Here is a 12,072-nt window from a genome sequence, read left to right as displayed (position 1 = left end):
CCGGGCACTTTCCCCAAGGCTTCCCCATGACTTCCGAACTGAACCTGATCCCCGTCGTCGACCTGCTGCAGGGCCAGGTGGTGAGGGCCGTGCGCGGCGACCGCAAGTCGTACCGGCCAATCGTGTCGGCGCTGTGCGCCAGCAGCGATCCGGTGACGGTGGCGCGCATCCTGTGCGACCACTGTGCGGCGCGGCAGCTGTACGTGGCCGACCTCGATGCCCTGCAGGGCGGGGCGGTGCAGATCGACGTGCTGTCCGATGTGATGAAGGCGCTGCCCCACATCGAACTCTGGCTGGACGTGGGCCTGGCGGATGCCGCGGCCGGCGAGGCACTGCGCGAACAGCTCGGGCTTTTCGCCTCGCGCACCGTGCTCGTGTTCGGCAGCGAATCGTTGCGTTCGCGCGAGGCGCTCGAACGCTGTTTCGACAGTACGGCGAAAGGCGGGGCCGATGCGGGCGGGCCCGGCGCCGCGCTGTCGCTGGACCGCCGCGACGGACAGCGCCTCGACAACGCCGGCTGCTGGGACGCTGTGGACCTGTGGCCGCACCGGCTCATCGTGATGACGCTCGAGCGCGTCGGTTCCGGCGCCGGCCCCGACCTGGAGACCCTGCAAGAGGTGCGGCGCCTGGCGCCGGGCGCCATGGTCATCGGTGCCGGCGGAATCCGCAGCCAGGACGACCTGGCGCTTGCCAGCGCGGCCGGCGCCGATGCCTGGCTGGTCGCCAGCGCGCTGCACGACCTGCAATTGCCGCGGGTGCGCCGCTGATCGGCCGGATCCGTTGCAACGAGGGTGGGTGTGGCATGCCATCAACCCGCCGCACACACGAACCGTGCCATCCCGGCAGGGGCTTGCATGTACTGCCGATGGCCGCGTGCGGCACGCATTGACCGCCAAAAGCGCAACACTGTGTCTCACAACGTGTGTGTCATGAGGGCCGTCCCCAGGGGTTTCTCCGGGGCGGCCTCCCAAGGCAACCAAGGCGCCCCGTCCTGAGCGGTGAATGGCACATGGCTTGCGTAGTTGCCTGCCCATGAGCGAATTCGATACCGCCGCCGCGCAGCCCGGTCATCCCCCGTGGACCTGCCCGTTCTGTCCCTTGTTGTGCGATACCTTCGGCGTCGACGTCGGGCCACCCGGCAGGTCGCTGAAGCTCGTCGGCAGCAACTGCCCGCGGGCGAGCACCGCGCTCGCCGCCTTCGACGGTTCGCCCGTCGCCGTGCAGCCGCAGGTCGACGGCCGCGACTGCGACCTCGACACGGCAATTGCCGCCGCCGCATCCCTGCTCGCGGCCAGCCGCCAACCGCTCTTCGGCGGCCTCGGAACCGACGTCGCGGGCGCGCGCGCCCTCTACGCGCTGGCCTGCGAAACGGGCGCCATCTGCGACGCCGCTCAAGGGCAGGCGATGATGCATGGATTGCGCGCACTGCAAGACCGCGGCGGCTTCACCACCACGCTCGCGGAAGTGAGAACGCGGGCCGAACTGATCGTCTGCATGACCGGGGACCCCACCGCGCGCTATCCGGAATTTTTCCGCCGCTGCGGCGTCGGGGAACGGGACGACCTGCAGACCGAAATGCTGCCCGTGCACGGCGACCTGTTCGACACCGTGTCCCTGCTCGCGGCCGTCGTGGCGGGCCGCATTCCGGTGGACGACGACCGCTTGCCGGCCGACCTCGCGGCGTTGTCGATGCGGTTGCGCTCGGCGCGCTATTCGGTGCTGGTGTATGAGCCCGGCCGCCTCCCGGCGCAGGGCGCGTTGGTTGTCGAGGCCATTCAGCGCATCGTCGCCACGCTCAACCGGAGCACGCGCGCGGCGGCGTTGTCGCTGGGTGGAGGAGACGGTGCCGCCACCGTGAACCAGGTGTTCGCATGGCTTTCGGGCCTGCCTCTGCGCTCGCGTGCCGGGCCGCTGGGCCTGGAGCATGAGCCGCTGTGCTTCGATGCCGGGCGCTTGCTGGCCGGCGGCGCGGTCGACATGTTGTTGTGGGTGTCGAGCTACGGCCCCGAGCCTGCGCCGCCTCGGGTCGACATACCGCGCATCGTTCTCGGTCACCCGGGCATGCGGCCGCGAGATGGGGCGGCCAATGCGCGCGGACAGGTGTTCATTCCGGTGTCGACACCCGGCATCGGTTCCAGCGGCCACTTGTTTCGCACCGACGGCTCGGTGTTGCTGCCGCTGCGGCCGTTGCATGAAGACGGGCTGCCGGGCACGGCCGATGTGGTCCGCCGCCTGACGCATGCGGTGAAGACGAAGAAGCAGGAGCGCGTGCAATGACGACACTTCGCCTGCGCGGCGGCCGCGTCATCGACCCCGCGAACGGCTGGGATGAAGTGCGCGACCTGCATGTGCGCGACGGCCGCATGGTGGACCTGGCGCCGAATGAAGCCGCAACAGAGGAAATCGACATCGGCGGCTGCATCGTCATGGCCGGCGGCATCGACATGCACACCCACATCGGCGGCGGCAAGGTGAACCTTGCGCGCATGCTGCTGCCGGAAGACCACCGCGCCAACGCCAACCCCGTGGCGCTGCCCGACAACCTGCTGGAGCTTGCCTCCTGCGGCACCTGCACGCCCGGCACGCTGGCCACCGGCTACCGCTATGTCGAGATGGGCTACACCGCGGCCTTCGAGCCGGCCATGATGGCCTGCAACGCGCGCCATACGCACATGGAAATGGGCGACACGCCCATCCTCGACCACGGCGCCTACGTGATGCTCGGCAACGACGAGCTGTTTCTGCGCATGCTGGCCGAGCGCTGGGACTTCGAGCGCATTCGCGACTACGCGGGCTGGACCATCAACGCCAGCAAGGCGATGGGCGTGAAGGTGGTGAACCCCGGCGGCATCTCGGCCTTCAAGTTCAACCAGCGCAAGCTCGACGTCGACGAGAACCACGTGCACTGGCAGGTCACGCCGCGGCAGGTGGTGCACACGCTGGCGCGTGCGCTGCGCGAACTCGGCGTGCCGCATCCGCTGCACATTCATGGCAGCAACCTGGGCGTGGCCGGCAACATCCAGTCCACGCTCGACACCATCGCCGCGCTCGACGGATTGCCCGGGCACCTCACGCACATCCAGTTCCACGCCTACGGCACCGAGGGGCCGAAGAAGTTCTCTTCGGCCGCGCTGCAGCTCTCGGAGGTGGTGAACGCGAACAAGAACGTGAGCATCGACGTGGGCCAGATCATGTTCGGCCAGACCGTCACGGCCTCGGGCGACACCATGCGCCAGCACGCGCAGTCGGGCCTGGCCGATCCGCGCAAGTGGATCGGTGCCGACATCGAGTGCGAGGCCGGCTGCGGCGTGGTGCCGTTCCGCTACCGCGAGCAAAGCTACGTGAATGCGCTGCAGTGGGTCATCGGGCTGGAAATCTTCCTGCTGGTCGACGATCCATGGCGCGTGGTGCTGACCACCGACCACCCCAACGGCGGCCCCTTCACGAGCTACCCGCACCTGATCCGGCTGTTGATGGACCGCAGCTTTCGCGAGGAGCAGCTGGCGAAGCTGCACCCCGAGGTGGCGGACCAGGCCGCGCTGCGCTCGATCACGCGCGAACTCTCGCTCTACGAGATCGCAATCATGACCCGCGCCGGCCCCGCGCGCCTGCTGGGCCTGCGCGACCGCGGCCACCTGGGCGCGGGCGCCGCGGCCGACATCGCGGTATATCGGGAGGACGACAACCGCGAGGCCATGTTCGCAACACCCGAATACGTGTTCAAGGACGGCGTGCTGGTTTCGCGCGCCGGGCGCGTTACCGCGGTGCCGGTGGGCGGCACGCATTTCGTGGCGCCGGACTACGACCGCGGCATCGAGAAGCGGCTGCGCCGGCACCTCGCGGCGCAGGGCTCGGTCAACTTCGACCACATTGCCATCGGCCACGACGAACTCTGCCAGTGCTGCAACGGCGGGCGCCTGCTGCCGGCCGCGTGCTTCCAGGAGGCGTCGTCATGAAGGCGGGCGCGGCATGACGGCTTCATCATCAGCCCTGCAGCGCAACGGCGTCGTCATCGACGAAACCTTTGCCGAAGCCTTTCCGATGAAGGCCACGCGCATCGTCATCACGGCGCACACCATCGAATGGGCGCGCCATGCCGCGGTGTCGGCCACGGGCTTCGCGACTTCGGTGATCGCCTGCGGTTGCGAAGCCGGCGTCGAGCGCGAGCTTGGCGGGCACGAAACACCTGACGGCCGGCCCGGCTTGAGCGTGCTGATGTTCTCCATGTCCGGCAAGGAGCTCGGCAAGCAGCTCGAGCGCCGCGTCGGCCAGTGCGTGCTGACCTGTCCGACCACGGCGGTGTTCGCAGGCTTGCCGCGGAATGCAGGCGGCGACCTGGCTGCGCTCGGCAAGAACCTGCGCTTCTTCGGCGACGGCTGGCAGATTTCAAAGGTGATCGACGGTGTGCGCTACTGGCGCGTGCCGGTGATGGACGGCGAGTTCGTCGCACAGGAAGACACGCCCGTGGTCAAGGCCGTGGGCGGCGGCAACCTGCTGCTGCTGGCGCGCGACACCGACGGCGCGCTGGCCGCCGCCGAGGCCGCGGTGGCGGCGATGAAGCAACTGCCCAACGTGGTCATGCCTTTTCCAGGCGGCGTGGTGCGCTCCGGTTCGAAGGTCGGCAGCCGCTATGCGAACCTGAACGCCTCGACCAACGATGCCTTCTGCCCCAGCCTCGTCGGGCTGGTGCCTCGCAGCGAACTGGCAAGCAAGGACGGCGCGCCCGTACAGGAGATCGGCTGCGTGATGGAAATCGTGATCGATGGCCTGACCGAAGCCGACGTGGCCGCCGCCATGCGCGTGGGCATGGAAGCCGCCATCGCCATCGGACCGGCCGGCGGACTGCTGCGCATCTCGGCCGGCAACTATGGCGGCAAGCTGGGCCCGTTCCATTTTCATTTGCACAAGCTGCTCGGTGCGGGAGATGCGCCATGAGCGGATGGCATTTCAGGCTGCGGCAGGCGCCGGCATTGCGCGTCGATCTGCGCGGCATCACGCCGGGGGCACTTGCGGAACTTTCGGCTGCGCAGGTCGAGAAATTGCCCGTGAGCCATGGGAACGAGACGCCGGCATTGGCCGAGCTGTTCGACATTGCGCCGGGCGAGGAGGGCGTGCTGCGTTTCGAAGGCAACCTCGAGCGCTTCGACCGCATCGGCTGGCAGATGGACAGCGGGCGCATTCGCATCGAAGGCCACGCGGGCCACTATGCCGGCGGCTGCATGCGAGGCGGCGAGCTGCACATCGAAGGCCATGCCGGTCTTCTGGCCGCCTGCGAAATGGCCGGCGGCGCCATCGACGTGAAGGGCGACGTCGGCGACTTTGCCGCGAGCACCTTGCCCGGCAGCATGGACGGCATGCGCGGCGGCACCTTCGTCGTTCATGGCAATGCGGGCGAGCGCTTCGGCGACCGCATGCGCCGCGGAACCGCATTGGTTCATGGCGGCGCGGGCGCTTTCCTGGGCTCGCGCATGGTGGCCGGCACCATTGCCGTGGGGGGGCGTATCGGCGCGCATGCCGGCTACGGCATGCGGCGCGGCAGCATCGTTTTCGCGGAGGCCGGAGCGGCCTTGCCCGAAGGCATCAGAACGGCGCTGACATTCGTGCAGAACCGCGCCGCAACGCCGGTTTTCTGGGCGCTGCTGGCGCGCGACCTCGCGCGCCACGGCGGACTTTTCAGCGGCTTGCCCTCACGCCGCATCGAGCGCCATCTGGGTGATCTTTCCGCCGATGGCAAGGGCGAGCTGATCGTGTGCCTGTGAGCCGCCGCCAGGTTTCTTCAAAAACCCTCTTCCTGAATCCTCCATTCATATGACGCATCCTTACATTTTTCATGCCGGTGAAGCCACGGTTCTAGCCAGGGAAGGCCAGTTCACCGATGCCATGCCGGAAATCCTGATCGGCGCGACCGACGGCCCGGTGGGCCAGGCCTTCGCCAACATGATGGCGCAGAGCAAAGGGCACACCGCGATGTTTGCGATTCGTGCCTGCAACCAGCTCGTGCGGCCCGCGACCATCATGGTGCCCAAGGTCACGCTGAAGGATGCGGCCAACATCGACCTGTTCGGCGGCGTGGTGCAAGGCGCAACGGCCGACGCGGTGGTCGATTGCCTGATCGATGGCATCATTCCCAGGAACCTTGCCAATACGCTGTGCATCATCAGCCTGGTGTGGATCGATCCGCGCTGTGCCAAGGACGAGAACCTCGACAAAAAAGACATGTACCGCACCAACTACGAAGCCACCAAGCTGGCCATCCAGCGCGCGCTGAACAACGAGCCTTCGGTGGACGAGCTGATTGCCAACCGCCACCGCATCAAGCACGACATGGACGACTGGAGCTGACCTTGCCTGCTTTCGCGCTTCTCGACGACTGCGGCTCGACGCCCGAGCAGCCCACCAGCCGGCTGCACACCGGATTCGTCCGCGAACACCGGTGCACCGACGCGGCCCGGCTCGACGAGGTGTGGGCGCAGGTCGATGCCGACTTGCGGCAGGGCCTGCACGCGGTGCTGCTCGCCGACTACGAATGGGGCGCCAAGCTGCTGCATGCGGGGCAGGCACGGCTCGCGCCGAACGACGATTCGGCATTGCGCGTTCTGATGTTCCGCGAATGCGCCAGGCTCTCGGCCGGCGAAGTCGGCACCTGGCTTGAAGAGCTGGAAAAGCTCGAACAGCTCGAGCGGTGCGAGGCTGGCAAAGCGCATACGGCCGGCCAGCCGCAGCCCGCCGGCGTGATGGATCTGCACCCCAGCATCGACGAGGCTGCTTTCACCGCGGCCATTGCGCGCATTCACGAGGCCATTGCCGCGGGCGAGACCTACCAGGTCAACTTCACCTACCGGCTGCACGGCCGGAGCTATGGTTCGCCCATTACCCTGTACCGGCGGCTGCGCGAGCGGCAGCCCGTGGCCTACGGCGCGCTGATCGCCTTGCCGGAAGGCACCGGAAAGGCGGGCGAGAGCGGCGTCACCCATGTGCTCTCCTGCTCGCCCGAACTCTTCTTGCGCCACGATGCCGGCGTGCTCACGGCGCGCCCCATGAAAGGCACCGCGGCGCGCGTCGATGGGCCCGAGGGCGACAGCGAAATGGCGCGCCTGCTCTCGGTCGACACCAAGAACCGGGCCGAGAACGTGATGATCGTCGACCTGCTGCGCAACGACATCGGCCGTGTGGCGCAAGTCGGTTCGGTCAAGGTGCCGACGCTCTTCGCCATCGAGCCCTACGCCACGGTGTTCCAGATGACCTCGACCGTGCAGGCGCAACTGCGCGCCGGCGTCGGCATGCCCGAACTTCTGCGCGCGGTGTTCCCCTGCGGCTCCATCACCGGTGCGCCCAAGCACCGCACCATGGAATGGATCGCCGAGCTGGAGAGCACACCGCGCGGCCTTTACTGCGGCGCCATCGGCTGGATCGATGCGCCGGTGCAGGGCGCGTCGATTGGCGACTTCTGCCTGTCGGTGGCCATTCGCACGCTCACGCTCGGCGCGGAAACGGAGTGCCTGCGGCCGCTGCGCCTGGGCATCGGTGCGGGCATCGTGCAAGACAGCATCGTGGCCGACGAGTTCGAAGAATGTTTGCTCAAGGCGCGCTTTCTCACCGCGCTCGACCCCGGCTTCGAACTCTTCGAGACCATGCTGGTCACACCGGGCGAAGGCATCCGCTACCTGGACCGGCACCTGGGCCGGCTGGCGGGCAGCGCGCGCGCACTGGGCTTCAGGTTCAGCCGCGATGCCGCGATGGAAGCGCTGCGGGAAGCATTGCCCGCGCTCTCGCCCAGCCAACCGTCGCGCCTTCGCCTGGCGCTTGCGCACGACGGGCGCATCGGCATCACGCACTCGCCGTTGCCGCCTTTGCCTCCCGGCGCGGCAAAGCTCGTTATCGCCGACCAGCGCTTGCCCAATGCCAACCCGTTGGGCGCATACAAGACCACCGTGCGCCAGCACTACGATGCCGGCGTGCGCGCCGCCGAACGCGCCGGTGCCTTCGACAGCCTGTTCTTCACGGAAGACGGCCGGCTCGTCGAAGGCGGGCGCAGCACGCTGTTCGCGCGCATCGACGGGCGCTGGTGGACACCGCCCGTGTCCGACGGCGCGCTGCCCGGCGTGATGCGCGGCGTGCTGATCGAAGACTCGATATGGGAGGCCGCGGAACGCAGCCTGTACCTGCAAGACCTGCGCGCGGCACAGAAGCTCGTGGTGTGCAACGCCCTGCGCGGTGTGCTGCCGGCGCAACTGCTCACGCAACCTCAGCTGCAGCCGCACGAGCCGCACGAGGCGTCGGCCGCGTAGGGCGGCCGGGCAGGTGGGCGGTTCGCGGCCGATTCCGCATGCAATGAAGCTGGCACTGTTCGACCTCGACCACACGCTGATTCCGTTCGACAGCGGCATGGCCTGGACGCGCTTCCTGGTGGCGCGCAGCGTGCTGCCGGCGGATGCCGAAACGGTCTACCTCGGCTATTGCCAGCAATACGTGGACGGCACGCTCGACATCCGCGAGCTGCACCGCGTCAGCGTTGCGCCGCTGGCGAGCTTCGGCATGGCGGCGCTGCGAAAGTGGGCTGCGGAGTTCGAGGCGGAGATTGCGCCGCGGGTGCCCGACCAGATGCGCGCGCTGGTGCGCAAGCACCAGGACGCGGGCCACCTCTGCGCCATCGTGACCGCCACCACCCGCTTCATCGCCGAGCCCTTCGGCCGGGTATTCGGCATCGCCGACGTGCTGGCCACGCGCTCGCTCGTGATCGACGACACGCTGGACGGCGGCATCGACGGCGACCCGTGCTTCGGCGTCCACAAGCTGGCGCATGTGAGCCAGTGGCTGGCGCTGCGCGGCACGCGGCTCGAGGCGCTGGAGCAGTCGTGGTTCTATTCCGATTCGGCGAGCGATCTGCCGTTGCTGGAGGCTGTGTCGGACCCTGTGGCGGTGGCGCCGGACGAGCGGCTGCGCGGCCGGGCCGTGCAATCCGGCTGGCCGATTCTCGAGCGCACCTGATCCGCGCTAAACCTGGATCAACCCCCACCGCAGCGCCACCCATGTCAGCTCCGCTTGGTTGGTTGCCCCGAGCTTCTGCTTCACGCGGTACAGGTGAGAGCCCACGGTGCTGAGCGAGAGATTCAGCGTGCTGGCAATCTGCGCCACCGTCATGCCGCGCGCGAGCTGAATGAATACCGAGAACTCGCGCTCGCTGAGCAGGTCGGCGGGGTTGGCCTCGCCCTCGATCTGCGCCGTGGCCAGCGCTTGCGCGGTGTTCGCGTCGATATAACGCTCGCCGCGTGCCACCGCCTTCACGGCAGCAATCAGTGCTTCGGGCGCGCTGCGCTTGGCCAGGTAGCCCAGGGCGCCCGCGCGCAGCACGCGGCGCGGATGAATCGTGTCTTCATGCGCCGACAACGCGAGCACGCGCGCCTTCGGGTCGTGGGCCAGCAGGCGCCGCAACGCCTCCAGGCCGCCCATGCCGGGCATCGAGAGATCCATCACCACCAGGTCGGGCCGCACTTGCGGGTAGTCCTGGCAAGCTTGCTCACCGGTGTCGGCTTCGGCCGCCACTTCGATCTGCGCGTCGGCCAGCAGCATGCGAAAGCCCATGCGCACCAGCGCGTGGTCGTCCACCAGCATCACTCGAATCGGCTGAGTCGGCTGAATTGCCTGGGTCATGTGTTCTCCGCGGCGGTTGCCGGCAAGGGCAGCCGCACCGTCAATTGGGCACCGCTGGGTGCGGCGGGTTCGAGGCGCAGTTCGCCGCCCAGGCTGTCGATGCGCTCGGCGAGCCATCGCAGGCCATAGTGCCCTACGCTGGTTTCCCTTGCGGCCTCAGGGCCGGGCAGGCCGCGGCCGTCGTCGGTCAGCGTGAGCCTTACCGTCTGGTCGTCGCCCTGCAAGGCGAGCACGATACGGTGCGCCTCGCCGTGCCGCAGGGCGTTGGTAATGCCTTCCTGCGCGGCGCGGTACAGCACCAGTGCGGTGTCGGTGTCGAGCCGGAGGCGGTCGAGCTCGAGTTCCAGGTGCCATTCGACCTGTACGTCGCCGTGGCTGTTGCGCGTGCGCTCCACCAGGTCTTCGAGCGCGGCCACCAGGCCGAACTTGTCGAGCACCAGCGGCGTCAGGCGCGGGATCATGCCGTGCATGGCGGTGTAGAGTCGGCCCGATTCCTCGGCGATGAGCCGTGCCGCCTGCTCGGCCTGCGGATCGAGCGCCTGCACGCGTTGCGCTATCGAAAGGGCCATGCTGCGCATCGCGGTCACCGATTGCCCCAGTTCGTCGTGCAGCTCGCGTGCGATGAGGCGGCGCTCCTGCTCGATCTTCTGGTCGACCCAGCGGCCGAGCTCGCGGCTTTCCGAAAGGCGGCTTTCGGCCCGCACCGCGCGCCGCTCGGTTTCGATGTGCTGCTGCAGCATGCCGACCATGCGGTTGAAGGCGGCGCCGATGGCCGCCGCCTCGGTGCCGGGCAGGGCGCGCAGCGCCACGTCGAAGCGGCCGCTCTCGAGCTGGTTCAGCGCATCGACGATGTCCGCGAACGGGCGCGTCGCGCGGCCCACGAGCCAGAACACGCCCGCGTTGACGACTGCCAGCAGGCCCAGTGCGCTGAGCATCAACAGCACGAAATCGTCCCAGGCATCGAGCACCGCGCGCGAAGCGTTGGAATGCACCATCAGCTTGCCGCCCGGAAAGGCGATGGACAGTTGCGAGGGCGGCGGCGAGATGAGGCCGGCGAACCAGTCGGGCGCATCGCGGCCGGCCTTGTAGACCGAAGTGGGCGAGCTGTAGAGCACACGGTCGTCGTTGTCGAGCAGCGTGATGTCGTTGGAGCGCACGCGCCCCACACCCTGCAGGAACGACAGCATGGCCGGCGTGCCCTGCGCCGCATAGAGCCAGGCAGTGCGGTTGAGCAACTGCGCGGCCACGCGATTGGCGGCCACGACTTCTTCGTGCACCGATTCGCGCATGGCGCGCATCTGCAGCGCGAGCATGGCGGCGACGAACAGCAGCGTCAGCAGGCTGACGATCAGGTTGATTTTCAGGCGCAGCGTCATGGGGCGGGCCCGCCGCCGAAGTGGCCGTGCTGCGCATAGCTGTCGAGCGCTTCGACCATGGCCGAGGCCATTGCCGGATGCGAGGGGTCATGGCCCGCGCCGTCGACCCATCGAAGCTGGCTGTGCGCGATGCGGTCATGCACCGCCTGCGCGCCTTCCGGCCGGCAGATGCGGTCATCGCGCGAATGCAGCAGCAAGGTGGGCACCTGGGGGAGCGCATCGAGCCGGTCGAGCAGCGGGGGCGCATCGAGCCAGCAGCGGTGCAGCAGGTAATGGCTCTGCACCCGGTAGCGGTCCACCAGCGCGTCGAGCGTTTCGCGGTCGGGCTCGGGCTCGGGCGGCTCGTCGTCCGACACGGATGCGCCACCGGCCAGTGTTTTTTCCCAGCGCCACCAGGCGAGTGCGAGCCGCCGGGGCAGTTCCGCATCGCCGCCGTGTGCCGGCTTTTGCAGCCCGTGGGCCAGGAAGCCCAGCATGTCGTGGTGTCGATCGGCAGGCGCCACGGAGGCGAACCGCGCCCACGCGGCGGGCGCACGGCCGGCCGTGTCCTGAAAGAAGCCCCCGATGTCTTCGGTGCGCGGCAGGAACACCGCGCGCAGCAGCAAGGCCGAAACTGCCTGCGGCTCGAAGGCCGCATGGGCGAGCGCGAGCGTGGCGCCCCACGAACCGCCGGCGACGAGCCAGCGCGGCACTTCGAGTTGCTCGCGCACGCAGTGCAGGTCTTCGAGCAACTCGGCCGTGCTGTTGTGCGCCGTCGCCCCGCGCGGGCGGCTTCGGCCGGCGCCGCGCTGATCGATGGCAATCACGCGATACCGCGTGGGATCGAAGAAGCGGCGCAGCAGCGGCGAGCTGCCCGAGCCGGGCCCGCCATGCAACACCACCGCGCCGATACCCGCCGGATCACCACTTTCTTCTACGTGCAGCACATGCCCATGCGACACCTCCAATGCGTGGGTGCGCCAGGGCGGAGATTCGGGGTACAGGCCGGTGGAAAGCACGAGGGCCATGGTACGCGGTGGCCCTGTTGCCGCTATTCATGAAAATC

The 12,072-nt window shown here is 68.5% G+C and carries 11 protein-coding genes; 8 read left to right on the top strand and 3 right to left on the bottom strand.

Annotated elements, in window-relative coordinates:
• The first annotated feature begins 26 nt into the window (after positions 1-26).
• From ABIC94_RS18230 to ABIC94_RS18195, 8 genes are all read left to right on the top strand, one after another.
• Positions 27-767 (top strand): HisA/HisF-related TIM barrel protein, encoded by a 741-nt coding sequence (locus ABIC94_RS18230; protein ID WP_354374396.1) that lies wholly within the window; start codon positions 27-29, stop codon positions 765-767.
• A gap of 265 nt (positions 768-1,032) precedes the next feature.
• Positions 1,033-2,277 carry a formylmethanofuran dehydrogenase gene (locus ABIC94_RS18225; protein ID WP_354374395.1) on the top strand — a complete coding sequence of 415 codons (1,245 nt, stop codon included), beginning with the start codon at positions 1,033-1,035 and terminating at the stop codon, positions 2,275-2,277.
• Positions 2,274-3,956 carry a formylmethanofuran dehydrogenase subunit A gene (locus tag ABIC94_RS18220; protein ID WP_354374394.1) on the top strand — a complete coding sequence of 561 codons (1,683 nt, stop codon included), beginning with the start codon at positions 2,274-2,276 and terminating at the stop codon, positions 3,954-3,956. Before ABIC94_RS18225 ends, ABIC94_RS18220 begins: the two co-directional genes overlap by 4 nt.
• Before the next feature lie 13 nt (positions 3,957-3,969).
• Positions 3,970-4,935: a formylmethanofuran--tetrahydromethanopterin N-formyltransferase gene (fhcD, locus tag ABIC94_RS18215; protein WP_354374393.1), complete on the top strand. Its 966-nt coding sequence runs from the start codon at positions 3,970-3,972 to the stop codon at positions 4,933-4,935.
• Complete coding sequence (locus tag ABIC94_RS18210) at positions 4,932-5,759, top strand: formylmethanofuran dehydrogenase subunit C (RefSeq protein ID WP_354374392.1); 828 nt, start codon at positions 4,932-4,934, stop codon at positions 5,757-5,759. Before fhcD ends, ABIC94_RS18210 begins: the two co-directional genes overlap by 4 nt.
• Positions 5,760-5,808: 49 nt before the next feature.
• Complete coding sequence (gene fae / locus ABIC94_RS18205) at positions 5,809-6,342, top strand: formaldehyde-activating enzyme (RefSeq protein ID WP_354374391.1); 534 nt, start codon at positions 5,809-5,811, stop codon at positions 6,340-6,342.
• 2 nt (positions 6,343-6,344) lie between these two features.
• Complete coding sequence (gene pabB, locus ABIC94_RS18200; RefSeq protein WP_354374390.1) at positions 6,345-8,288, top strand: aminodeoxychorismate synthase component I; 1,944 nt, start codon at positions 6,345-6,347, stop codon at positions 8,286-8,288.
• Between the two features lie 43 nt (positions 8,289-8,331).
• The gene (locus tag ABIC94_RS18195; RefSeq protein WP_354374389.1) at positions 8,332-8,988 is read left to right on the top strand and encodes an HAD family hydrolase; all 657 of its coding nucleotides are present in this window, start codon (positions 8,332-8,334) and stop codon (positions 8,986-8,988) included.
• Between the two features lie 6 nt (positions 8,989-8,994).
• Here ABIC94_RS18195 and ABIC94_RS18190 read toward each other — a convergent pair whose 3' ends face one another.
• Genes ABIC94_RS18190 through ABIC94_RS18180 form a run of 3 tightly spaced genes read right to left on the bottom strand, consistent with a single transcriptional unit; the run spans position 8,995 to position 12,034 of the window.
• Positions 8,995-9,651: a response regulator transcription factor gene (locus ABIC94_RS18190; protein ID WP_354374388.1), complete on the bottom strand. Its 657-nt coding sequence runs from the start codon at positions 9,649-9,651 to the stop codon at positions 8,995-8,997.
• A complete protein-coding gene (locus ABIC94_RS18185; protein WP_354374387.1) occupies positions 9,648-11,027 on the bottom strand; it encodes a histidine kinase in 1,380 nt (459 codons plus the stop codon). Before ABIC94_RS18185 ends, ABIC94_RS18190 begins: the two co-directional genes overlap by 4 nt.
• A complete protein-coding gene (locus tag ABIC94_RS18180) occupies positions 11,024-12,034 on the bottom strand; it encodes an alpha/beta fold hydrolase (protein WP_354374386.1) in 1,011 nt (336 codons plus the stop codon). The genes ABIC94_RS18185 and ABIC94_RS18180 overlap by 4 nt, the downstream gene beginning before the upstream one ends.
• Between the last annotated feature and the right edge of the window lie 38 nt (positions 12,035-12,072).

The sequence above is a fragment of the Variovorax paradoxus genome, from assembly GCF_040544635.1.
In the GTDB taxonomy this organism is placed as follows: domain Bacteria; phylum Pseudomonadota; class Gammaproteobacteria; order Burkholderiales; family Burkholderiaceae_C; genus Variovorax; species Variovorax paradoxus_R.
Note: the sequence above shows the minus strand (reverse complement) of the source record. Positions and strands in the feature narration are given on the sequence as shown.